Source organism: uncultured Clostridium sp., from assembly GCF_947072515.1.
GTDB lineage: Bacteria > Bacillota > Clostridia > Clostridiales > Clostridiaceae > Clostridium.
Window position 1 is genome coordinate 35,912 of sequence record NZ_CAMTIG010000023.1, and the last position, 19,927, is coordinate 55,838.

The 19,927-nt window shown below is 28.2% G+C and carries 35 protein-coding genes, 1 other RNA gene and 1 pseudogene; 35 read left to right on the forward strand and 2 right to left on the reverse strand.

The features are described from left to right. The first annotated feature begins 31 nt into the window (after positions 1 to 31). Together Q0W06_RS10120 and rnpB are read left to right on the forward strand one after the other, a co-directional pair. Positions 32 to 247, forward strand: a complete 216-nt coding sequence (locus Q0W06_RS10120) for a hypothetical protein (protein WP_297634692.1) — start codon at positions 32 to 34, stop codon at positions 245 to 247. 65 nt (positions 248 to 312) lie between these two features. Then, an RNA gene (rnpB, locus tag Q0W06_RS10125) (RNase P RNA component class A) lies at positions 313 to 678 on the forward strand. 136 nt (positions 679 to 814) lie between these two features. On the opposite strand, the gene Q0W06_RS10130 is transcribed toward rnpB, so the two are convergent. Together Q0W06_RS10130 and Q0W06_RS10135 are read right to left on the reverse strand one after the other, a co-directional pair. Beyond that, entirely contained in the window at positions 815 to 1,948 is a 1,134-nt protein-coding gene (locus tag Q0W06_RS10130) for a tyrosine-type recombinase/integrase (protein ID WP_297634694.1), read from the reverse strand. Positions 1,949 to 2,182: 234 nt separating this feature from the next. Continuing rightward, complete coding sequence (locus Q0W06_RS10135) at positions 2,183 to 2,563, reverse strand: helix-turn-helix transcriptional regulator (RefSeq protein WP_297634696.1); 381 nt, start codon at positions 2,561 to 2,563, stop codon at positions 2,183 to 2,185. A gap of 210 nt (positions 2,564 to 2,773) precedes the next feature. Between Q0W06_RS10135 and Q0W06_RS10140 the strand changes: the two genes are divergently transcribed. The 33 genes and pseudogenes from Q0W06_RS10140 to Q0W06_RS10295 all read left to right on the forward strand — a co-directional run. Beyond that, on the forward strand, positions 2,774 to 2,971 hold the full coding sequence (locus tag Q0W06_RS10140; protein ID WP_297634698.1) for a helix-turn-helix transcriptional regulator: 198 nt from the start codon (positions 2,774 to 2,776) through the stop codon (positions 2,969 to 2,971). Positions 2,972 to 2,992: 21 nt separating this feature from the next. After that, positions 2,993 to 3,208, forward strand: coding sequence for a helix-turn-helix transcriptional regulator (locus Q0W06_RS10145; RefSeq protein ID WP_297634701.1), 216 nt, complete (start codon positions 2,993 to 2,995; stop codon positions 3,206 to 3,208). 20 nt (positions 3,209 to 3,228) lie between these two features. Beyond that, on the forward strand, positions 3,229 to 3,432 hold the full coding sequence (locus Q0W06_RS10150) for a helix-turn-helix domain-containing protein (RefSeq protein WP_297634704.1): 204 nt from the start codon (positions 3,229 to 3,231) through the stop codon (positions 3,430 to 3,432). Between the two features lie 13 nt (positions 3,433 to 3,445). After that, entirely contained in the window at positions 3,446 to 3,700 is a 255-nt protein-coding gene (locus tag Q0W06_RS10155) for a hypothetical protein (protein ID WP_297634707.1), read from the forward strand. Positions 3,701 to 3,829: 129 nt separating this feature from the next. Beyond that, on the forward strand, positions 3,830 to 3,997 hold the full coding sequence (locus Q0W06_RS10160; RefSeq protein ID WP_297634710.1) for a hypothetical protein: 168 nt from the start codon (positions 3,830 to 3,832) through the stop codon (positions 3,995 to 3,997). After that, the gene (locus Q0W06_RS10165) at positions 3,988 to 4,179 is read left to right on the forward strand and encodes a BC1881 family protein (protein WP_297634713.1); all 192 of its coding nucleotides are present in this window, start codon (positions 3,988 to 3,990) and stop codon (positions 4,177 to 4,179) included. Before Q0W06_RS10160 ends, Q0W06_RS10165 begins: the two co-directional genes overlap by 10 nt. A 322-nt stretch (positions 4,180 to 4,501) precedes the next feature. Then, positions 4,502 to 5,341 carry a hypothetical protein gene (locus Q0W06_RS10170; RefSeq protein ID WP_297634716.1) on the forward strand — a complete coding sequence of 280 codons (840 nt, stop codon included), beginning with the start codon at positions 4,502 to 4,504 and terminating at the stop codon, positions 5,339 to 5,341. Between the two features lies 1 nt (position 5,342). Next, a complete protein-coding gene (locus Q0W06_RS10175; RefSeq protein ID WP_297634720.1) occupies positions 5,343 to 5,738 on the forward strand; it encodes a Cas9 inhibitor AcrIIA9 family protein in 396 nt (131 codons plus the stop codon). A gap of 13 nt (positions 5,739 to 5,751) precedes the next feature. Continuing rightward, positions 5,752 to 7,329, forward strand: a complete 1,578-nt coding sequence (locus Q0W06_RS10180; RefSeq protein WP_297634722.1) for a PcfJ domain-containing protein — start codon at positions 5,752 to 5,754, stop codon at positions 7,327 to 7,329. Positions 7,330 to 7,332: 3 nt separating this feature from the next. Beyond that, a complete protein-coding gene (locus tag Q0W06_RS10185) occupies positions 7,333 to 8,247 on the forward strand; it encodes a DUF3102 domain-containing protein (protein WP_297634725.1) in 915 nt (304 codons plus the stop codon). A 62-nt stretch (positions 8,248 to 8,309) separates the two neighbouring features. Next, complete coding sequence (locus Q0W06_RS10190) at positions 8,310 to 8,495, forward strand: hypothetical protein (RefSeq protein WP_297634727.1); 186 nt, start codon at positions 8,310 to 8,312, stop codon at positions 8,493 to 8,495. Positions 8,496 to 8,510: 15 nt separating this feature from the next. Next, positions 8,511 to 8,771 (forward strand): hypothetical protein, encoded by a 261-nt coding sequence (locus Q0W06_RS10195; RefSeq protein WP_297634729.1) that lies wholly within the window; start codon positions 8,511 to 8,513, stop codon positions 8,769 to 8,771. Positions 8,772 to 8,790: 19 nt separating this feature from the next. Further along, on the forward strand, positions 8,791 to 8,949 hold the full coding sequence (locus Q0W06_RS10200) for a hypothetical protein (protein ID WP_297634731.1): 159 nt from the start codon (positions 8,791 to 8,793) through the stop codon (positions 8,947 to 8,949). Positions 8,950 to 8,968: 19 nt separating this feature from the next. Further along, positions 8,969 to 9,211 carry a hypothetical protein gene (locus Q0W06_RS10205; protein WP_297634733.1) on the forward strand — a complete coding sequence of 81 codons (243 nt, stop codon included), beginning with the start codon at positions 8,969 to 8,971 and terminating at the stop codon, positions 9,209 to 9,211. A 29-nt stretch (positions 9,212 to 9,240) separates the two neighbouring features. Next, a complete protein-coding gene (locus Q0W06_RS10210; RefSeq protein WP_297634735.1) occupies positions 9,241 to 9,462 on the forward strand; it encodes a hypothetical protein in 222 nt (73 codons plus the stop codon). Next, positions 9,455 to 9,664: a hypothetical protein gene (locus Q0W06_RS10215; RefSeq protein WP_297634737.1), complete on the forward strand. Its 210-nt coding sequence runs from the start codon at positions 9,455 to 9,457 to the stop codon at positions 9,662 to 9,664. Before Q0W06_RS10210 ends, Q0W06_RS10215 begins: the two co-directional genes overlap by 8 nt. A 14-nt stretch (positions 9,665 to 9,678) precedes the next feature. Continuing rightward, the gene (locus Q0W06_RS10220) at positions 9,679 to 9,930 is read left to right on the forward strand and encodes a hypothetical protein (RefSeq protein WP_297634739.1); all 252 of its coding nucleotides are present in this window, start codon (positions 9,679 to 9,681) and stop codon (positions 9,928 to 9,930) included. Beyond that, the gene (locus Q0W06_RS10225; RefSeq protein ID WP_297634741.1) at positions 9,920 to 10,060 is read left to right on the forward strand and encodes a hypothetical protein; all 141 of its coding nucleotides are present in this window, start codon (positions 9,920 to 9,922) and stop codon (positions 10,058 to 10,060) included. The genes Q0W06_RS10220 and Q0W06_RS10225 overlap by 11 nt, the downstream gene beginning before the upstream one ends. Positions 10,061 to 10,079: 19 nt before the next feature. Next, positions 10,080 to 10,511: a DUF722 domain-containing protein gene (locus Q0W06_RS10230; RefSeq protein WP_297634743.1), complete on the forward strand. Its 432-nt coding sequence runs from the start codon at positions 10,080 to 10,082 to the stop codon at positions 10,509 to 10,511. A 183-nt stretch (positions 10,512 to 10,694) separates the two neighbouring features. Beyond that, positions 10,695 to 11,297: a tyrosine-type recombinase/integrase gene (locus Q0W06_RS10235; protein WP_297634745.1), complete on the forward strand. Its 603-nt coding sequence runs from the start codon at positions 10,695 to 10,697 to the stop codon at positions 11,295 to 11,297. A gap of 234 nt (positions 11,298 to 11,531) precedes the next feature. After that, the gene (locus Q0W06_RS10240; RefSeq protein WP_297634747.1) at positions 11,532 to 12,266 is read left to right on the forward strand and encodes an HNH endonuclease signature motif containing protein; all 735 of its coding nucleotides are present in this window, start codon (positions 11,532 to 11,534) and stop codon (positions 12,264 to 12,266) included. A 105-nt stretch (positions 12,267 to 12,371) separates the two neighbouring features. Then, positions 12,372 to 12,737 carry a hypothetical protein gene (locus Q0W06_RS10245; protein WP_297634749.1) on the forward strand — a complete coding sequence of 122 codons (366 nt, stop codon included), beginning with the start codon at positions 12,372 to 12,374 and terminating at the stop codon, positions 12,735 to 12,737. Then, a complete protein-coding gene (locus tag Q0W06_RS10250; protein WP_297634751.1) occupies positions 12,737 to 14,401 on the forward strand; it encodes a terminase TerL endonuclease subunit in 1,665 nt (554 codons plus the stop codon). Before Q0W06_RS10245 ends, Q0W06_RS10250 begins: the two co-directional genes overlap by 1 nt. 51 nt (positions 14,402 to 14,452) lie before the next feature. Then, positions 14,453 to 15,604, forward strand: a complete 1,152-nt coding sequence (locus Q0W06_RS10255; protein WP_297634753.1) for a phage portal protein — start codon at positions 14,453 to 14,455, stop codon at positions 15,602 to 15,604. A 33-nt stretch (positions 15,605 to 15,637) separates the two neighbouring features. Beyond that, the gene (locus Q0W06_RS10260; RefSeq protein WP_297634755.1) at positions 15,638 to 16,366 is read left to right on the forward strand and encodes a head maturation protease, ClpP-related; all 729 of its coding nucleotides are present in this window, start codon (positions 15,638 to 15,640) and stop codon (positions 16,364 to 16,366) included. Further along, entirely contained in the window at positions 16,366 to 17,604 is a 1,239-nt protein-coding gene (locus Q0W06_RS10265) for a phage major capsid protein (protein ID WP_297634757.1), read from the forward strand. Before Q0W06_RS10260 ends, Q0W06_RS10265 begins: the two co-directional genes overlap by 1 nt. Beyond that, on the forward strand, positions 17,583 to 17,720 hold the full coding sequence (locus Q0W06_RS19655) for a Rho termination factor N-terminal domain-containing protein (RefSeq protein ID WP_366516769.1): 138 nt from the start codon (positions 17,583 to 17,585) through the stop codon (positions 17,718 to 17,720). The genes Q0W06_RS10265 and Q0W06_RS19655 overlap by 22 nt, the downstream gene beginning before the upstream one ends. A gap of 27 nt (positions 17,721 to 17,747) precedes the next feature. Then, positions 17,748 to 18,011: a head-tail connector protein gene (locus tag Q0W06_RS10270; RefSeq protein WP_297634760.1), complete on the forward strand. Its 264-nt coding sequence runs from the start codon at positions 17,748 to 17,750 to the stop codon at positions 18,009 to 18,011. Next, positions 18,008 to 18,307, forward strand: a complete 300-nt coding sequence (locus Q0W06_RS10275) for a phage head closure protein (protein ID WP_297634763.1) — start codon at positions 18,008 to 18,010, stop codon at positions 18,305 to 18,307. The genes Q0W06_RS10270 and Q0W06_RS10275 overlap by 4 nt, the downstream gene beginning before the upstream one ends. Beyond that, positions 18,307 to 18,750 carry an HK97-gp10 family putative phage morphogenesis protein gene (locus Q0W06_RS10280; protein ID WP_297634767.1) on the forward strand — a complete coding sequence of 148 codons (444 nt, stop codon included), beginning with the start codon at positions 18,307 to 18,309 and terminating at the stop codon, positions 18,748 to 18,750. The genes Q0W06_RS10275 and Q0W06_RS10280 overlap by 1 nt, the downstream gene beginning before the upstream one ends. Further along, entirely contained in the window at positions 18,737 to 19,114 is a 378-nt protein-coding gene (locus Q0W06_RS10285) for a hypothetical protein (RefSeq protein WP_297634770.1), read from the forward strand. The genes Q0W06_RS10280 and Q0W06_RS10285 overlap by 14 nt, the downstream gene beginning before the upstream one ends. 11 nt (positions 19,115 to 19,125) lie before the next feature. After that, entirely contained in the window at positions 19,126 to 19,635 is a 510-nt protein-coding gene (locus tag Q0W06_RS10290; RefSeq protein WP_297634773.1) for a hypothetical protein, read from the forward strand. A gap of 52 nt (positions 19,636 to 19,687) precedes the next feature. Beyond that, a pseudogene (locus Q0W06_RS10295) lies at positions 19,688 to 19,927 on the forward strand (hypothetical protein); the annotation flags it as partial.

Consider the following 19,927-nt stretch of genomic DNA (forward strand, 5'->3'; position numbering starts at 1 on the left):
AATGATAATAATTATTTAAGGTTGTATTTATATGGGAAGAAAAAAACATAATGGATTTCAAGGGAATTTCAATAGAAATTTCGAAAATTTAAGGCGAAATTTTTGCAGTTTAGGATGTGTTAGATGGTTTACACCTACAAGAGCATGTGTTTGTAGTGCTATATTTACTATACTTATTATAAGTGGAGTGGGATTATATCAATTAATAATAATCTTTTTATTGTTAATAATAATGCAATTAGTATAAAAATATATGGTTTTTTCAAAAATTTTACTTTGATAAATTCAAAAAATATGGTATCATAGGAAATGCGAGTGAGACGTGTAATCGCTGCTAGTCTTGAACTAGGAGAGGAAAGTCGGAGCTCCATAGGGTAGGGTGCTGGTTAACGGCCAGTCAAGGTGACTTGAAGGATAGTGCAACAGAAATATACCGCCAGAAGCTGTAAAGCTGAGATCACTTAGGTGTCTGGTAAGGATGGAAAGGCGAAGGTAAGAGCTCACCAGCGTAATGGAGACATTATGGCTATGTAAACCCCACTTGGAGCAAGACCGAGAAAGAAACAATAAGGAGTGACCCGCTCCGTTTCATGGTGTGTCGCTTGAGCTTGTTGGCAACAATAAGCCTAGATAGATGATTACTTAATACAGAACTCCGCTTATGGCTTATCTCGTTTTACTATATTACAGGGCTGTAGGGTTTGGTGCTGAAAATTTGCCCCAGTTTTGCCCCAGTCAGTAATTTAGTTGTTTTTAAAATTGAAATTATGATAAAGAATAAATAAAAAAGCTCCCAGTTGTTTGGAAGCTTTTTTTAATGTTTTAAAATATCATGAATAACATTAGTTGCATTTCTATTCATTTTCTCAGTAGTATGTGCATAGATATCCATAGTTGTTTGAATCATAGAATGACCTAATCTAGTAGAGAGAGTTTTAAAATCTATACCACCTTCTAAAAGTAAAGTTGCATTTGTATGTCTTAAATCATGCCAACGTATTCTTTTTTCAATTCCTATATATCCTAAAATCCTTTTAAGTCTTTGTAAAAAAGTTGCTGGATGAATATAAGAGCCATTTGCCCATCTGAAAATTAAATCGTACTCTTTTTTATTCCAAATATTTTTTACATAATGAGAGGAATAATCTTCTTTATGGATTTTTTGTTTAAGTTTGATTTCTTCTAATCTATTTATTAAAAAATCAGAGATTGGAAGAGTTCTATAAGCATTTGCAGTTTTACAAGAACCCATTTCATAAATACCTTCAATTCTAACTAAGTTATTATTAATAGATATAGATTTGTTTTTAAAATCTATATCATCCCAACAAAGTCCGGATAATTCACCACGTCTAAGTCCAGTTTCTAAAGTTAATTCTAGGGCGAATCTAAACATGAAATCTTCAAAATCATTTATATCTAAATAATTATAAATTTTATGAAATTCTTCTACAGTTAAGACATTAGCTTTAAAATTGTCTCTTTTAGGAATATCAGCGAACTTACAAGGATTATCATTAAGCATTTGCAATTTAACAGCTTTATTAAGTGCTGCTCTTAGCGTTCCGAAATAAGTTTGTCGTGAAGTGCCTGAAAGTCCTTTCTTTTTCATATCTTTTAAAAATAATTCAATATGAAAAACTTTTAAATCACATAGTAGGATGTCTCCAATTATAGGATCAATATATAATTCAATAGTTTTTTTATATTTTTCTACAGTGCTTTTAGCTCTATCTTCCATAACGTAATCTGCTATCCAAAGATTTAAAAAATCTTTAAGTTTAGTTTTAGGTGGGACGATTATATTATTCTGAAGTTTGTATAATTCATCATTTAATTTTTCCAAAGCCTCTTTTTTAGTTTTACCACCTACTTTTTCAATTCGAGTAGTACCTAAAAGATATCTATAATACCATTTACTTCCTCTTTTCCTTACTGTTCCTTGCATAAGACTCTTTCTCCTTCTCGTTAGTATATATAATAGTGTCATTTTGTTTAATTTTCTCTATAGAAATTAAAAGTTGAAGTAATTTCAAATAAAAACCTCCTTAAATCAATATAAAAGCAAAAAATTACTTAAAAAATGAAATAAATTACTTAAATTTATTATAAATCTAATAATATAAAATGGAAGTGTCTGTATACCGAACTTTTCGACAAAACAAAAGTAGCATGATTTATGCTACTTTTTATTTTTTATTTCTTCAATTATGGAATCTACATCAAACCGATAGGATTTTAAAAGCTTAACAAGCTCTGAAACTTCTGATGGTGTTAGATTATAAGGATAATCTTTTGAAATATCAATGGTAATATTATCGTTATCTTCAGTATAATTATATACATTTGAATTTGGATTGTTTGTTTTACCATGTAAATAATCTAATGTACAATCTAATGCATCAGAGAGTTTTGCTATAGTCTCCAAATCGGGACTAGAATAATCACGTTCATATTTACTTATGTTGAATTCAGAAAGTAAAACTTTACTACCGAGTTCTTTTTGGGTTAACCCAAGTTCTTTTCTTCTGGTTTTAATTCTTTCACCTAAGGAAAAAGTCAAAAAAACACCTCCCTGAATGTAGTTCATATCTTAATTGGTTCTTAACTAAATTATACAATAATAAAGTCGAAAATAAGTAAAAGTAACCAAAAGTGTCATAAAAGTTTAAAAAAAAGTTACAAAATTCATTAAATGTGTTGACATTGACATAAAGTGTCAATTATAATATAAACATAAACTGACTTAAAAAGTCATTAAGGGGGTAAATAAATGAGTAATTTAATCAAGGGAATAAGAATGATGCGAGGGTTAACACAACAAGAGGTTGCCGAAAAAATAGGAATGTCGCTCAGAACTTTTGGTAGAAAGGAGGCTAATCCAGATACATTTACAGTAGGAGAATTAAAAGAATTAGCAAAATTATTTGAAGTAAAAGAGGAAAAATTTTTTCAAGAAAAACTGACTTAAAAAGTCAGCAAGGAGGAAACTATGGATGAAAGTATAGGATATTTAATAAAAATCAGAAGAATAAAAATGAGATTATCAAATAGAGAGTTAAGTGCTTTATCTCAAGTAAGTAGAGGATATATAAGTGAATTAGAAGAGGATAAATATGATAATCCTAGTTTAAAGGTTATTTGCAGTTTAGCAAAGGCGTTAAACTGTACACCTAATGATTTAATACCTAAAAATATGTACACATAGAAAAAGGGAGTTGAGAATTTATGCAATTGTTAATGGTTACGGAAGTTGCAAAAATATTGAGAGTTAGTAGAAGTGATGTTTATACATTAATTAAGAATGGGCATTTAGGAGCAATGAAGCTTGGAAGTTTAAAGGTTCCTGAAAGTGAAGTGCAAAGATTTATTGAAACTAATATAGGAAATAAATTTATAGACTTTGAAGAAGTTGAAGAAATGATTGTATAGGAGGAAGATGTGAATGAATAAAAAGAAAGTTATTGATAGATTGAAAAGTGGGAGATTTTGTTACAGTTTTAAGAGCTTATTTATAATTTCAAATATTACAGAGGTTTTTGAAAATAAAAAAATAGTGGGAATTCAATTTGAAGCTGGGGATGTGGAAGTTGAGAGCGAAAATATTAAGCTTGTAGAAGAAGAAAAAAATTATGAGTGGCGATATGAACTTATAGATAAAAAAGGGGAACACTTAGGATATATAATTCCAAAGGAATAATATAAAAATTATGAGGAGTAAAATCCTTATAATTTTTCTATTAGAGAAGGTGAACAAGCTTTACTTAATATATAATATGAAATTTATTTATTATATAGAACATGAAAATAAATTAAAAGGAGTTTTGAAATGAATAAATTAGGGATGAGTATAGGGAAACCAGTTATTATAATATGTCTTTTATTTTGCTTGGTAAATGGAGTAATGAAAGTATCAAATAAAAAGAAAGGAAGTTGGAGCGATGTAGTAGTTAGTATTTTAAGTGCTACAAGCTTAATATTTGCAGCATGGATTTAAAAGAAATTGAAACAAAGGAACTTGTAAATGAATTAAGAATGAGAGAGCAAGTAAAGAGTTCTGTAGTTACTAGAGAAGAGAGTGCAAAAATAATTATTTCAGGTCATGGTGGGAGTAGAGAAAGATATATAAGATTTACTGGACCTGGAATAGTTATACAAGTAGAAAAACTAAAGCTGTAAAATAGGACAAGCTATAAGCTTGTTGGAGCATATGAAAGTGTGTTGCAATAAACTTATAGATTGAAAGGAGCTTTAAAGGGGTATTTTAACAAAAGAAAAAACACATTGTTTACAATCTTGCCGGATCAAACAATGTGCTCTATATCTTATAGCGATTTATTTCGTTGTCTTTGTTTATATTTTACATAAATTCCAATAGATAATCAAGTGTTATCTATAATTTTTTTAGCCTTTTTAGTAAGGATTAGGAAGCTTGTATGTAGTATTAACAAGTGAGATATAGAAAGATAAATTCTTTATATATAAAGGGGTAGAAGGATTTATGTTTTATAGAGAACAGAGATGGAGAAGTAGAAAAACTAAAAATTTAAAAGTTAAAGAAAGTATGGAATTTTTAGATGTAAGAATTTTTCCTATAAGTGCAAAAGAGAAAAAGAAAAGTAGGAAAGAAAAAACTAAAGTGTCCGAGCCAAAACAAAAAAAGCTAAATAATAAAAGGAGTATTGAGTGGCATAGAAAAATTATACATTCAAATTTTGATGAAAGTGATTATGTAATTCATGCAACTTTCAATAATAACAATAGACCTGACTCAAAAGAAGCAATAGAAAAAGAGTTTAAAAACTATATTGCAAGGATAAATAGAAGAAGAAAAAAGTTAGGACTTGGAAATACAAAATATGTTGCAGTTATAGAAGGAATAAAAGATAAAAGAAAAAAGGTCCACTTTCACATAATAATTGATGGAGATTTAGATAGAGATACTTTAGAAGAGTTATGGGGAAAAAGAGGTTATATAAATGTTGATAGATTACAGATGAATGAAGAAGGTTTTACAGCATTGGTCAAATATATGGCAAAAGAAAAAGAAACAGAAGATATGAAATATAACAAAATGTGGAGAAGTTCAGTAGGACTTAAAAAACCTAAATTAGAAGTTTCAGATTGTAAGTATAACAAAAATAAAATGAGAAATATGTTAATGCAACAACCAAGCAGACAAGAGCTAGAAGTTATGTATCCAGGGTGGATATTAACGAACTATGAGATAAAGTACAACGAAGAGTATGGAAATATCTATATGGATATAAATATGAGAAGACATTGTAAAAATGAAAAAATACCAGGAACAAAAAATTATAAAATGAAAAGGAGAATTTGATATGGAAGAGGCAATAAAAAAGATTAAAGAGGAAATGGAAAAGAATAAAAGAGATTTATTTGTATTGCAAACAGGTAATCATATTTTGTTACAAATAGAAACTAATGCAGTTGCAGCTAAAGAGATAGTAGAAGGTAAAAAGAGTATAGAGGGTGCTTTAAAATATTTAAGGAATGAAGCTAAGAAAAGAGCTAAAACAATGGATACATGTGTAATTATGACTGATGCCGAGGGATTTGGAATAATAAATAAATACTTTGGATTTGAAGTGATACAACATGAATTTATTGAATTAGAAGAGGAAGAAATTAAAAGTAAAATAACACAAAAACAGAAAGAAGTTAAAAAAGAAATTAAAGAGATAGAATTTGAAACTGATTTAGAAAAGTATTTTTAGGAGGTATAGAATCATGGAACAGTTTAAACATATTGATATAACTGTTACAGAAGAGATAAAAGAATATACAAATGATATTGTGTTAGATAATAAGGAATATTTAGTGGTAGAGAAAGTAAAAATTAAAGCACCTAATATATGTACAATTATGAAAAAGAATATTGAATATCAAGTAGCACATTGTACTAAATGTCACACTGAATATGAAATAGATCATGAAGTAATACACAATGAAAAAACATTATGCAAAGAATGTGGAGCGGTAGTTACAATTAAATTAAAAAGATATGGAAGAAAAGGATTGAAATATTCAGGGTTAGTTTATTCTTTTGAAAAATCAAAAATATCAAATAAACATATAGTATGTAAAGCATATAGAATTGTTAGAGATGGATATGAAAATTATCAAGATGTAAAAACTGAATATAATTTTGAAGCAGGATATGTATTTGGACCTAACTTTAGCAAAATGTATGTAAGAAATTATAAGGGAGAAATCCAAAAAAGAGCAAGTATTTTTAATGTTGCCAAAATAATGGGATATTCATCATATGGGTGTTTTTATGGTGGATATGATGAATATGTGGATTGGAACAGTTATGAGAGAGCTATTAAGGGAACTATATATGAAGGGGCTAATATCGAGAAGGTAAATGAAATCGCAAAGTATGAAAATATGGATATAGCTTTAAAGATTTTATCAGCTTGCAGCTTAAATCCAATGATGGAGTCCATGGCAAAGATAGAATTAATAGCATTATTAAAAGGATTCGTAAAGAAAGAAATTAATATAAAAAATTTAAATTGGAGAAAGAAAAGTATTCCTGAAATATTAGATTTAGATAAAAATGAATTAAGAGAATTTAGAAAATTAAAAGATAAAAGTGCTGAAGCTCTTATTTTATTTAAAAAAATAAGAAAAAGAAAATGTAATCTTACAATAGAGGAAATGGATAATCTTATAAGAGAAATAAGTTGTGTAATGTATAAAGTAGATAGCATATTAGATATTGTTAATATTGGAACATGGTGGAGATATATCAATAAGCAATATAAAAAGTATGAAGATTATGAAACTTTAAAAGAAGTGGCAGTAGCATTCGTTGATTATATAGATGAACTGAAAGTTTTAAAACAAGATATAAATAATAAAACTGTAATTTATCCAAAAAATTTAAAGGAATCACATATAAAAACTACAGTTCAAATTAAAATAAATAATGATCCTAGTATAAATGAAAAAATTAAGAAAAGGGTAAAAGAATTAGAAAATTATAAATTTGAATACAAAAACTTAGAAATAAGAGCAATAAAAGATATGTATGAAATTATTAGAGAGGGAAAAGAACTTGCACATTGTGTTGGTAGATATGCAGTAGATCATGCAAAGAAGAAAACAACTATTTTGGTGGTTAGAAGAAAAGAGAATATTGAAAAACCATACTATACAGTAGAAGTCAGAAAAGATGAAGTGATTCAATGCCAAGGAAAAGCACATTGTACACCAACAGAAGAGGTAAAAGAGTTTATGGAGATTTTTAAAAAAGAAAAATTAGGAAATGTAAAAAATAAAAGGGTAAAGGTGGCATAAAACATGAGCAATGTATTAGTTCGAAATGAGCAACAAATAGCAGATGAAATTTTATATTATGTAGATGATACAAGAAAAAGAATCATAACAAATGCAATAGAGATTGGAAGAAGACTTATAGAAGCTAAAGAGGTAGTGGGCCATGGAGATTGGGGAAGATGGTTAGAAGAAAAAGTAAACTTCAAAAAATCAACAGCAAATAATTATATAAGGTTATTTAATGAATATGCAGCAGATCAATTAAATATATTGGGAGAAAATATAAAGTTCCAAGCGTTTGGAAATATAAGTTATACTCAAGCATTAGAGTTGATTTCACTAGATGAAAATGAACGTCTTGAATTTGTTGAAAATCATGATATGGAGAGTATATCAACTAGAGAATTAAAAAAGGAGATAGCAGAACTTAAGAAAAAGAATAAAGAAAATATAAAAGCTATTAGAGAAGAGAATGAAGCTGAAAAGAAACAATTACAAGAAGAAAGAGATAAAGCCTGGTTAGAGATAGCATCTATAGCAGAGGATAAAAGAAATCTAGAAGAAAAAATAAATGAAGAGGCAGAGGATAAAGAAGAATTAGAGTTAAAGATTGTAGAATTAGAGAAAGAGATTGAAGAAACTAAAAATAGACCAGTAGGAATTGTAGAAGATAAAGAAAAGTTTGAAGAAGAGGCAAGAAAGAGAATAGTAGAACTAAAAAGAGAGAAGGAAGAAGCTTTAGGAAGATTAGAAGCAATGAAAACAGAGTCTAACGAATATATAATTCAATATAAAATACATTTTGAAACAGTAGCAGCAGGATGTAAAAAAATGCTTGAAATGTTAGAAGGAATGAAAGTAAATGATGTTGATTATATAAAATATAGACAAGCAGGACAGAATCTTTTAAATACAATGCTTAAAAGATTAGAATCATAGATTATGGAGGCGGTAAAGCCTTCATGAAACTTTGAAATTGTGAAGAAAAGGAGTGGAGGATTATGAAAATAAATATCGGTGAAATATTAACAGTTGATGAAGCTATAGAGCATTGTAAAGAAGTTATTAATAATAATAGCGATTGTCCTAAATGTATGAGAGAACACGGTATGTTATTGGTGTGGTTAGAAGAATTAAAAGAGTTAAGAAAATTCAAGAGTACAGTTGCTAGAGCATTCTTAAAATAGATAGGAGGAATTATAATGACAAAAAATAAATTTTTAGATATTTTTGAAACTGCAATGGATATTGAAGATATAACACATATATCGGTTAAGGTAGTTCAACCAACTGGAGGGTATGAAGTTATAACTTTTGGGAGAGAGTTGTTTAAATCAAAACATGAGTATTATAAAAATGCCTATGATGATGATATGAAACTAAAAACATTTAATAAAATTGCAATTGCAGAGATAAATTTTAGCAATAATGTTATGTGGTTAGCATCTGAAATGTTTAGGTAATACTATGACAAGAGTTCAAATGGAAAATAAGTACAAGGTTCAAATATTTAAAGATTCATTCTTTGATAGTGGAGTTAAATATTGGGTAGCAATAGATGATAAAGGGTATTATTGTGATGGATATACACTTAAAGAAATAGAAAAAAAGTTAATTAGAGATAATGCACAATACAAATAAATTGTATGGAGGAAATAGGATGTACTTTTATACATTAGTAGGCGCTGGAAAAGTAATAAGTAAAGAAAGTTCTGATAGAACTATTGAAATTTTAGAAGATAATAAAATTGAAATAAGCTGTATTGAAGATTGTGAAGAGTGTGGGATGTGGCTAGAAACAAAGGACGAGATGGAAATAGAAGAAGGCGAAATAGTGAGAAAAAATGAAATTTGCTATATGAGATTAGATAATAAATTGATGAGATTCTATTTAAATTATTAAATTTTGAAATAAAAGGGGAGAAAGTAACGATGGGAAAATTATTAAAAGAAATATTAGAAAAAGAAAGTAGAAGAAGACTAGTTATTAAAATAGTGAATGGAACTAGTTTAAACCAAAAAGAAGCGAAGGAATTAGTAACTAAAATACCAAGTGAAAAATTAGAGTTCTCAGAAGGAATTTATACTGGGTATGGAATAGAGCAACTTCAAAGATATGTTAAATATGTATTTGGAGGTAAGGAGAATGTTTGATATAAAGATAGGTGATAAATTAAGAATAGATGAATTTAAAAGAGAAGGTATAAGAGTTGTTAATAGCAGTATAGGAAAAGTGATAAAAGAATATGATCATCATTTTAGCTTAAAAGGAGTTAATTATATATTTAGTATAAATAAAAACTCAATATTAGATAACAGCTTGCATGTAAGTAAGATAAGAACAAATTTAGTATAAAGAGGTGTAGAAGGTTGGGGAAAACAATAAATGAAATAAGAAAAGTATATGGATTAGAATCAGTAGAAGGTGGAGATGAAATGATATTAAAAAAGATAGAAGTATGCAATGAAAATTGTGCTAATTATCTATTGATTAAATATGAAAAGTTAAATACAAACAATATATGCAATTCATGTACTATGAGAAATTCAGAGGTTATAAAAAGAGTATTAAGACTTAATAAAGAAGAAGAATCCACTAAAGAGGCTATTTATGAAGTGTAATTATTGTTATAAAAATATGAGGTTAGAATTAAAAGTTAAAAATAAATATGGTGTGATTGAAAAGTGGAAATGTAATTGTGGTAAACAAAGTGTAAGAGCTATAAAAGGGAATGAGATAAGAATTAAATAATTTAAAATGGGAGGGTAATATGAGTATTGATTTTAAGAAAATAGAAAATGTTTTATATAGTTACAATGGGATTTTAACAGATATAAAATGTATTGAGATAGATATCAAAAGAGAAGAGGCAGAGTATAGAGGGTGCGGAGCAATTGATTATTCAACAGAAGGTGGAAAAAGTAATTATTTTAATTCAACGGTTGAGAATGAAGTTATAGAAAGAGAACGAAGAATGAATATTTTAAAGAGAGAATTATTAAATAAGCAAACAATTAAAGAAAAAATAGACATTATACTAGAAAGCTTATCTAAAACAGAACGGGATTTAGTACAAGACAGATATTTGAGCAAAAGACCTAAAAGTTGGAATGAAATAAGTGAAAAAATAGGATTTAGTATTAGTCATTGCAGTAAAACTCTTAGGAAAAAAATTATAAGTAAATTTGAAAAGATAGTATGATAATCCAAAGCTAATCTAAAGTTAATCCGAAGTTAATCTAAAACTTTACAGAATATATATTATAATATATGTATACCAATAAAAAATATTACAAAACCCCTCGGAAGTGATTACCAAAAAACAGCTTAGAAAATTCTAGGCTGTTTTTTATTTTACTATGAAAAGAAGGTGAAAATATATGTAATGAGTAAGGCATCAAAACCAATTAAAGATAAAAGGAAAATACAAGATATGCAAGAATATTTAAAAGTGCATAATGAAAGAAATTACATTTTATTTATAATTGGAATAACAACAGGATATAGATCACAAGATTTAGTGGATTTAAAAATAAGAGATATTCAAAAAGCTATAAAAGAAAAAGAGTTTTGTATAATGGAGAAAAAGAGAGAAAAGAACTATAAAAGTAGAGGCTGGAAGAAGAAGCCTAAACCGAGAATTGTTGTAATGCAACCTTATGTAAGAAGACTTTTAATAGAATATATTAAGGGCAAACAAGGGTATGATTATGCGTTTCAAAGTCAAAAAGGTGGACATATTACAGTAGATAGTTATGGAAAAATTTTAAGAGGTGCAGGGAAGTATTTTAAATTAGATCATATAGCAGCTCATACTCCAAGAAAGATATATGCATATAAACTTTATATAGACAGTGGTAAAAATATAGAATTGGTAAGACAAGCTTTGGGTCATTCAACAACATTAATAACGGAAAGATATTTAGGACTGGATAGAGATGCAATAGAAGAATATAGTAAGGGATTAAATGATTTAGTTCTTTACTAAAATATATTTTTTATATAAGAATGACGGAATATGAGATTAAACAGTATTTTTAAAATAAAAAATAAAATATATATTAGTAGAGTTAGAAAAAATGAAATGACGGATATTATATATTATACGGCATTATTTAGAGGGGATTACGAATGATTAAAGTGGTATAAATAATAAAATTCGCATGAAAAGGAGACGATTTATGCGGAAATATATAGCTTTGAAATATGGAGAAAATAAATAATGGCTAGAGAGTTTGCAAAAAAGTTTTATAATAGCAAGAAATGGAAAGAATGCAGAGAAGAAATATTTAATAAGTATTTTGGATTATGTGCTGAATGCGGAAAGCCTGGTGAAGAGGTACATCACATAGAATTCATAACACCATTAAATATTGATAATCCAGAAATTGTTTTAGGGCATAATAATTTAATCTTATTGTGTAAAGATTGTCATTTTGATAAGCATAGAGGGACTAATCCGTTAGCTAAAAGTTTTAAAAATAAAAAGAAATTAGCTACATCAAATGGATATTACTTTGATAAAGCTGGCAACTTACTTCCTATAGATAAGTATATTGTGTATGGTTCACCAGGTTCAGGGAAATCAAAGTATGTAAAAGAACATAGGGGAATAGGGGATTTAGTTGTAGATTTAGATTTAATAAAGCAAGCTGTAAGTATGGCAAATAGAACTAATGATACTGATAATTTGTTGGATATCTCCTTAGAGATAAGAGAATATATATATAAGAGAATAGAGAATAATGAAGTGAATGCTAAAGCAATATGGATTGTAGCAGCATTACCTAAGAGAAAGGAAAGAGATGAGTTATGTGAGAGACTAAGAGCTGACCTAATATTTATAGATAAAGATATAAATGAATGTCTTAATAATGCATACTTAGATATTAATAGAAAAGATAAAACGTTAGAAAAATATATTATAGAAAAATGGTTTGCAGACTATGAACCATAGTCCCCCCTATAAAATAGAATAGGGGTAGGCAAGGAAGACCGTTGGAGAAGGACCTCAATCTTCCTCCGTATGATTTTTTTAAAATAAGAGGGGGGGTGAAATTAAATGATATCCGAACATTTAGAAAGAGAAAAGAAAATTAAGCAAGAAGTAAATAGAATAAAAAAGATATATAGGAATTTAGAAAAAGATAAAGTTAAAGTTTTAGAAGGCTTAATTAAAGATGCAGCTTTTATGAAAGTTACGCTTGAAGAGTTTAGAGAAACATTAATTCAAAAAGGAACCACTAAACTTTTTAAACAAGGAAAACAAGAGTTAGAAGTTGAAAGACATGAATCTAAGATGTATCTTCCTTATATACAAAAGTATTCTCAAGTAATGAAACAACTAATAGATCTTTTTCCACCAGAAGTACAAAAGACTGAGGAAGATGCATTAACAGAATTTGTTAAAAGAAGGAAGGGGAGATAATGACTTATATTGAAGAATATTATGAAAAAATTTCAAATGGAGAAATTATAGCATGTAAAAGAATAAAACAGATATATAAATTATTAGTTGATAAAATTAAGCATCCTGAAAAATATGAACCTTGGATATTTGATGAGTATATTTCAAATGATGCAATAGATTTTATTGAAACATTCTGTAAACAAGCTCAAGGAGATTTAGGAGCTTCATTAAAGTTAGAGTTATTCCAAAAAGCAAAACATCAAGCAGTATTTGGTTTTATTCATAAAGAAACTGGCTTAAGACAATATCAAGAGGTATTAGATATTAGAGGGAGAAAAAATGGTAAAACTACAGAACTTGCAGCTGATGAAATATATATGCTGGTAGGAGATGGTGAAGGGTCACCAGAAATTTACAATATAGCAACCAAATTAGAACAAGCAAAAAAAGGCTTTAATGAATGTTATAAAATGGTTCAACAATCTCCAGATTTAAGTAAGCATTTGAAGAAAAGAAAATCAGATATATATTTCCCTCTTAATTATGGAACATTACAAGCTTTAGCAAGTAATTCAAATGGATTAGATGGATTGAATTCACATATGGTAACTATTGACGAATTAGCAGCAATAAAAAATCGTGATATTTATGACTTAATGAAACAATCAATGTCATCGAGAAGACAGCCATTGTTAAATTGCATTACAACAAATGGTTTTGTTAGAGACGGTATATTTGATTCACAATATGAGTATGCGTGTAATATTCTTGATGGAAAAGTAAAGGATGATAGATTTATACCTTTTATATATGAACTAGATGATAAAGATGAATGGGATAAAGAAGAAATGTGGATTAAAGCAAATCCCGGATTAGGAGTTATTAAGAAGATAGAATTTTTACGAGATTGTGTAAATAAAGCAAAATCAGATTTTGCATTTAAAGCAACTGTAATGGTTAAAGATTTTAACATGAAGGAAAATTCATCATGTACCTGGTTACGATGGGATGAAGTTAATAATGAAACTGAATTTGAGTTAACTAAAATGGGATTTAAGTATGGTATTGGATGCTTTGATTTAGCTGAAACTACAGATTTGGCATCATCTAAAGTTCTATGTATGAGACCAGGAGATGATAAAATTTATGTAATACCGATGTATTTTATACCTGAAGAAAAATTAAATCAAGAAGAGGATAATAAAGAAGGGGATAATGTACCCTATAGACTTTGGGAAAAGTTAGGTATTTTAAGAGTGTGTCCTGGAAATAAAGTTAATAAATATCATATGCTAGAATGGTTTAAGGAAGTTAGGGATAAATTAGATATTTATATACCTTGGATTGGATATGATCCTTGGCATGTAGATGATAGTTTACTTGAAGCCTATGAAAATGAATTTGGTAAAGAGGCAATGATAAAAGTTAGGCAGGGGACATATACATTATCGGCACCAATGAAAGAGATGAAAGCAGATTTATCAGCACATAAAATTATATATAATAATAATCCTATAGATAAATGGTGTTTATCTAATATGCAAGTAAAAACTGATATTAATGGAAATATACAACCTATAAAAGGACTGGATAATAGAAAAAGGATTGATGGTGGTGTAGCATTGATAATAGGATATGTGGTGCTAAGAGATAAGATGTCAGAATATCTAGCGTTAATTTAATTCTATAAAGGGGGTGAAATTAAAATTAATATAGTTAACAGAATAAAATCATTGTTCAATAGCAATGCATCAGAAACTAGATTTAAATTAATACAGGATAGTGGAAATGGATTTTATTGTTGGGATGGACAACTGTATAAAAGTGATATTATACGAAGTTGTATAAGACCCAAAGTTAAAGCAGTAGGAAAGATGGTTGCAAAGCATATAAGAACTGATGAAAAGGGCTTAAAAGTTAATCCAGAGCCATATATAAAAATGTTGTTGCAAGATCCTAATCCATATATGTCAGGACAAATGCTTTTAGAAAAAATGATTACTCAACTTGAACTAAATAATAATGCATTTGCATTCATTAGAAGAGATGAAAATGGTTATCCTATAGAAATTTATAATATAAATACATCTATAGTTGAAGCTTTGTATAATGAAAATGGATTCCTATATTTAAAATTCACACTTAAAAATGGCAAGATATCTACTTTTGCTTATGAAGACATTATTCATTTAAGGCAAGATTATAATGAAAATGATATTTTTGGGACAAGTAGAGTAGAAGTATTAAAACCACTTATGGATATAGTCACAACAACAGATCAAGGAATAATAAAAGCAATTAAGAATGGAGCTGTAATAAAGTGGTTATTGAAGTTCACAAGTTCTTTAAGACCAGAGGACTTAAAGAAAGCAACTAAAGAGTTTGTAGATAATTATTTAGCTATAGATAATGAAGTTGGTGGAGCTGCTGCTGCAGATGGTAAATATGATGCAAAACAGGTTGATCCTAAAGATTATGTACCTAATCCACTATTAATTGATAAAACATTACAAAGAATTTATGGAGTATTTGGAACAAATGAAAAAATAATTCAAAGTAAATATAGTGAAAATGAATGGATTAGTTATTTTGAAGCAGAAGTAGAACCGGTAGGTGTTCAGTTAAGTAATGAATATACAAGAAAAATATTCTCACGAAGAGCTAGAGGATTTGGAAATAGTATAGTATTTGAAGCTGCTAATTTACAATATGCATCAATGACAACTAAACTTGCATTAGTTCAAATGGTGGATAGAAGAGCACTATCTCCTAATGAGTGGAGAGCTGTATTTAATTTAGCGCCTGTTGAAGGTGGAGATGAATATATAATGAGGTTAGATACTGCAAGTGTTAGCAGTGGAAAAAAAGAATCGGATGAAAGTTAAACCTGATATATTTGAAAGGGGGTGAAAAGATAAATGGAAATAGAAATTAAAGGAGATATACTCGATAATGATTGGGGTGAATGGTATGAATGGTTTGGATATTCATGTACTTATCCTAAAAAAATTACAAATCAATTAAAACAGGCTAATGGAGAAGCTATAGTAGTAAAAATTAATTCACCAGGAGGAGATATATTTGCAGGTTCTGAAATTTATACTGAATTAAGAGATTATAAAGGTGAAGTAATAATTAAAATAACAGGTATTGCAGCTAGTGCAGCTAGTGTTATAGCAATGGCAAGAAAAAGTAAAATATCGCCTACCGCACAAATAATGGTTCATAATGTATCAACTAATTCTTATGGAGATTACCGAGAAATGGAGCATACATCAGAAATATTAAAAAATGCTAATGATACTATTGCAAATTCTTATATGTGTAAAACTGGCATGAGTAGAGAGGCAGCGCTTGAAATGATGAACAATGAAACGTATTTAAGTGCAGAAAAAGCACTAGAATTAGGTTTGGTAGATGAAATAATGTTTGAAGATAGTAATAAAGTAAATTTATCTACATTAAATAATTTAAAAATGGATAATTTAATTAATTCAATAGGGAATGCACCGATAGAAGTAATTAAGAATTTTAAAAATAGACTAAAAAATAGTAATCATCCAATTCAAGAGAATAAGGATGATTTTTTATTGGAACAAAAATCAAAGTCAATGATTAATTTATTAAAATTTGGAGGAATAAAATAATGTTTAAGAATAGAGAAGAGTATTTAAATAAAAGAAAGGCTTTAGTTGATAAAGTACAAAATTTACACAATGAAGGGAAGTATGAAGATTCCATTGCAATGGGAAAAGAAATCGAAGATTTAGATAAATCATATGATAATTATGCTAAATCACAAGCTAATTTAAAAGCGTTAGAAGATAATAAACCTGCTATAGATTTAGCTAATGTAGGTAATGGAGATGTTACAGGAGCTGTAGTTGATAAAATTGAAAATACAGCTACACATACTGATGAGAAAATGGAACCTAAAGAATATAGAAATGCTTGGGCAAAAGATATGTTAGGTTTAAAAATGAATAATAAAGAATCAGAAGCATTTAAATTAATGAATACTTTTGTACATGGTACAGGTAATACTGGGGTTGTTGTACCTGAAACAGTTATGACAGGAATATGGAAGGAGGTTGGAGAACAATATCCATTATGGAATGATGTTTTTAAAACACATATTAAGGGGAAAGTAACATTATTAAAATCAGAATCTTCTGCAAGTGCTAAATGGTATGATGAAGGAACTCCAGTTGAATCGGGTAAAGAAACATTTATAGAAGCATCACTAAATGGGTGTGAATTAGCTAGATGTGTTACTGTAACATGGAAATTAAAAGAAATGGCAGTGGATGATTTTATTCCATATATTCAATCACAATTATCTGAAAAAATAGGAGAAGCGTTAGGTTATGGAGTTTCACATGGAAGAGGAACACCAGCAGATGGTGATAGTTGGAAGGAAGAACCGATGGGAATAATTACAGTTTTAAGTAAAGCAGATAATGTATCGCAAGTAATAGAGTATGAAAATGCACCAACATATAAGCAAGTTACAAGTGCAATGGGAAAAATAAAAGGTATATATAAAAATGGAGCAGTAGTATATGCAAATAGTACAACTATTTGGGATGAAGTTGCAAATATACTTGATGGTACAGGAAAACCATATTTTATAGCTAATCCTATAGTTGGCGGTGTTGGAACTATATTTGGGAAAATAGTTAAGGAAGATGATGGACTAGAAGATGGAGAAATTTTAATAGGAGATGCTAATAAAGGATATCATGCAAATATTAATAAGCAAGTTTTATTAGATAGTGAAGATCATAAAAAGGAAAGAACAACAGATTATTTAGCTTATGGAATAGTAGATGGAAATGTTAGAAGTGTTAAAGCTTTTGCTTTATTAAAAAAAAAGAAGCTTTAAATTTTGAAAAATATACATTAACACAACTTAAAGAATTAGCAAAAAATAATAAAATTACAGGATGTTCTACTTTAAGTAAAGAAGAATTATTAGAAAAATTAAGAGCTATATTATAGTAGCTCTTAATTTATATGGAGGATTAAATGTTATTAGATAAAATTAAAATGCGTCTTAGAATTAGTCATAATAAATTAGATATAGAGATAAATGATTTGATTGAAGCAGCAAAGCTTGACTTGAAAATATCAGGAGTGAATAAAATAATTGAACATGATCCATTGATTATTCAGGCCATAAAAGTATATTGTAAAGCTAATTTTGAATTAGATAATAAGGATAGTGAAAAATATTTGAAATCTTATAATTTACTTAAAGAACATTTAGCTTTGTGTGGTGATTATAAATGAATGAACTAGTTTTATTGGGAAGTTATTTAGAAGATTCAACTGATGATATAGGGGATCCAATAAAAAAAATTAATTATTCAAGTGAAGTTTTTTGTGAAGAAAAATCAATTAAATATAATGAATTTTATCAAGCGCAAGCTCAAGGGTTTAAGCCTGAAATAATTTTAATTCTTTGGTTAGATGATTATAATAATGAAAAATATTTAAAATATGAAGATGTTGAATACACAGTATTTAGAAAATATAAAATTGGAAAAGAAAAGATAGAGCTTACATTAACGAGGGGGATTGATTAATGGGACTGCCTAAGAGCGTTGTTAAGTTTAAAAAAGGTAATGTAGAATATATTAGTAATGTAGATAAAGTTAACTACACTTTAAATGAGCTTACTAGAGCAGCACTTAGAGATGTAGGGAAATTTGTTTGTAACAGATTCAGAAGTGGATATTATTCAGTTTTTTCAAGAAAAAAAGGAAAAGTTGGACGGTATGTTCAATATTGGGTAAGAAGAAAAAACTGTGATTTACAAGTAGGTATTAAACCGTCAGCTTTCTATGGAGGATTTCAAGAATTTGGGTCAAGTAAAACAGCTAAAGTTGGACTTTTGCAAAAAACGGTAAAAGAAAATATCCCTAAAATTGTAGAAATTGAATCTAAATATTTAAGTGCTTTAGAAAGTGAAGCACAAGCATTAGCTATGATAGCTGAAGAGGAATATCAGGGAGGTGCTGAAGATTAATAAAAGGCTAGAGCTTAGAAAATTAATAAAAGAAAATTTAAAAACTCTAGGAATTGAAATTTTCTATGAAAAAAACAATAAAAAAGAACCTAAGTATCCATACATTGTATACGAAATAGAAGAAAGTTCATTTATGTATATAGAGAGAGAAGATAGTATTCTAACTATTAATGTTTGGGATAAAAATGATTCAACTCAACAAGTTGAAAATTTAGCAAAAGCAGCAAAAGATATGTTTTTATATGCAAATATTCCAACTGAAACTATACTTCCAACTTTCTATTTAGAAAATATATTGTCTATTCAAGATGAAGACAAGCAAATAAAAAGAAGACAGTTAAGAATTAAAGTTGAAATGTATTAGGAGGTAAGAACATGATACTTTTAGGAAAAGGAACGTTTTATATTAATGATGTTCCAATAGGATTAACTAGGGGTGGCGGTCAATTTGTCGTAGAAAGAGAAACTAGACCTATTGCAGCAGATGGAGATAAAGGAATTGTAAAAGGTAGAGTAGTTATGGATTCAAGTGTACCAAAGCTAACAATGAATAGTTTAGAAGTTATAAATGAAAATATTGATAAAATGTATTGTGCAATAAAAAAAATAGTTGATGAAGCAAATACAAAAACTAAAGTAACAGGTACAAGTAAAATAACTGAAAAAGATTTTAATGCTACTTGTAGTTGGATAGGAAAAACTAAAAATGGGAAAGAAGTAATAATAACTATTCATGATGCTATAAACCTTGAAAATCTTGATTGGGGACTTGCTGATAAAGACGAAGTAGTAGGAACACTAACATATACAGCTTGTTATGATGATGCTATGACCGAGGCAGAGAAAGAAGAATATGAACCATGGGAAGTGGAATGGATTAATTAATAAGGGAATAGAGAAAATCTATTCCTTTTTTATTTTTAAGGAGGATTTAGAAATGAGAAATTTACAGACTAGAGATTTATTTGATTTAGCTAGATTAGTTAAAAAGTTAGATATAAAAAAGGATTTAAATGAAATTGATTTAGAAAAAGGACAAGAAAAAGTTGGAATAGATATAATTTTTACTGTATTAGAAAAAGCAAGCGATAAGGGAATTGAAAATTCTGTTTATGAATTTTTATCAAAGCCTTTTGAAATTACTAAAGAAGAAATAGCATGCATGGATCCTATTGAA

Excerpts from the sequence above, each read along its gene's own strand:
- Q0W06_RS10180 (WP_297634722.1), top strand. The coding sequence starts at position 5,752 with ATGGAACAGTTTAAACATATTGATATAACTGTTACAGAAGAGATAAAA.
- Q0W06_RS10205 (WP_297634733.1), top strand. The coding sequence starts at position 8,969 with ATGTACTTTTATACATTAGTAGGCGCTGGAAAAGTAATAAGTAAAGAA.
- Q0W06_RS10140 (WP_297634698.1), top strand. The coding sequence starts at position 2,774 with ATGAGTAATTTAATCAAGGGAATAAGAATGATGCGAGGGTTAACACAA.
- Q0W06_RS10240 (WP_297634747.1), top strand. The coding sequence starts at position 11,532 with ATGGCTAGAGAGTTTGCAAAAAAGTTTTATAATAGCAAGAAATGGAAA.
- Q0W06_RS10165 (WP_297634713.1), top strand. The coding sequence starts at position 3,988 with ATGGATTTAAAAGAAATTGAAACAAAGGAACTTGTAAATGAATTAAGA.
- Q0W06_RS10200 (WP_297634731.1), top strand. The coding sequence starts at position 8,791 with ATGGAAAATAAGTACAAGGTTCAAATATTTAAAGATTCATTCTTTGAT.
- Q0W06_RS10150 (WP_297634704.1), top strand. The coding sequence starts at position 3,229 with ATGCAATTGTTAATGGTTACGGAAGTTGCAAAAATATTGAGAGTTAGT.
- Q0W06_RS10260 (WP_297634755.1), top strand. The coding sequence starts at position 15,638 with ATGGAAATAGAAATTAAAGGAGATATACTCGATAATGATTGGGGTGAA.
- Q0W06_RS10265 (WP_297634757.1), top strand. The coding sequence starts at position 16,366 with ATGTTTAAGAATAGAGAAGAGTATTTAAATAAAAGAAAGGCTTTAGTT.
- Q0W06_RS10280 (WP_297634767.1), top strand. The coding sequence starts at position 18,307 with ATGGGACTGCCTAAGAGCGTTGTTAAGTTTAAAAAAGGTAATGTAGAA.
- Q0W06_RS10225 (WP_297634741.1), top strand. The coding sequence starts at position 9,920 with ATGAAGTGTAATTATTGTTATAAAAATATGAGGTTAGAATTAAAAGTT.
- Q0W06_RS10170 (WP_297634716.1), top strand. The coding sequence starts at position 4,502 with ATGTTTTATAGAGAACAGAGATGGAGAAGTAGAAAAACTAAAAATTTA.
- Q0W06_RS10215 (WP_297634737.1), top strand. The coding sequence starts at position 9,455 with ATGTTTGATATAAAGATAGGTGATAAATTAAGAATAGATGAATTTAAA.
- Q0W06_RS10130 (WP_297634694.1), bottom strand. The coding sequence starts at position 1,948 with ATGCAAGGAACAGTAAGGAAAAGAGGAAGTAAATGGTATTATAGATAT.
- Q0W06_RS10195 (WP_297634729.1), top strand. The coding sequence starts at position 8,511 with ATGACAAAAAATAAATTTTTAGATATTTTTGAAACTGCAATGGATATT.
- Q0W06_RS10210 (WP_297634735.1), top strand. The coding sequence starts at position 9,241 with ATGGGAAAATTATTAAAAGAAATATTAGAAAAAGAAAGTAGAAGAAGA.
- Q0W06_RS10175 (WP_297634720.1), top strand. The coding sequence starts at position 5,343 with ATGGAAGAGGCAATAAAAAAGATTAAAGAGGAAATGGAAAAGAATAAA.
- Q0W06_RS10245 (WP_297634749.1), top strand. The coding sequence starts at position 12,372 with ATGATATCCGAACATTTAGAAAGAGAAAAGAAAATTAAGCAAGAAGTA.
- Q0W06_RS10270 (WP_297634760.1), top strand. The coding sequence starts at position 17,748 with ATGTTATTAGATAAAATTAAAATGCGTCTTAGAATTAGTCATAATAAA.
- Q0W06_RS10185 (WP_297634725.1), top strand. The coding sequence starts at position 7,333 with ATGAGCAATGTATTAGTTCGAAATGAGCAACAAATAGCAGATGAAATT.
- Q0W06_RS10230 (WP_297634743.1), top strand. The coding sequence starts at position 10,080 with ATGAGTATTGATTTTAAGAAAATAGAAAATGTTTTATATAGTTACAAT.
- Q0W06_RS10155 (WP_297634707.1), top strand. The coding sequence starts at position 3,446 with ATGAATAAAAAGAAAGTTATTGATAGATTGAAAAGTGGGAGATTTTGT.
- Q0W06_RS10290 (WP_297634773.1), top strand. The coding sequence starts at position 19,126 with ATGATACTTTTAGGAAAAGGAACGTTTTATATTAATGATGTTCCAATA.
- Q0W06_RS10235 (WP_297634745.1), top strand. The coding sequence starts at position 10,695 with ATGAGTAAGGCATCAAAACCAATTAAAGATAAAAGGAAAATACAAGAT.
- Q0W06_RS10145 (WP_297634701.1), top strand. The coding sequence starts at position 2,993 with ATGGATGAAAGTATAGGATATTTAATAAAAATCAGAAGAATAAAAATG.
- Q0W06_RS10190 (WP_297634727.1), top strand. The coding sequence starts at position 8,310 with ATGAAAATAAATATCGGTGAAATATTAACAGTTGATGAAGCTATAGAG.
- Q0W06_RS10160 (WP_297634710.1), top strand. The coding sequence starts at position 3,830 with ATGAATAAATTAGGGATGAGTATAGGGAAACCAGTTATTATAATATGT.
- Q0W06_RS10275 (WP_297634763.1), top strand. The coding sequence starts at position 18,008 with ATGAATGAACTAGTTTTATTGGGAAGTTATTTAGAAGATTCAACTGAT.
- Q0W06_RS10120 (WP_297634692.1), top strand. The coding sequence starts at position 32 with ATGGGAAGAAAAAAACATAATGGATTTCAAGGGAATTTCAATAGAAAT.
- Q0W06_RS10250 (WP_297634751.1), top strand. The coding sequence starts at position 12,737 with ATGACTTATATTGAAGAATATTATGAAAAAATTTCAAATGGAGAAATT.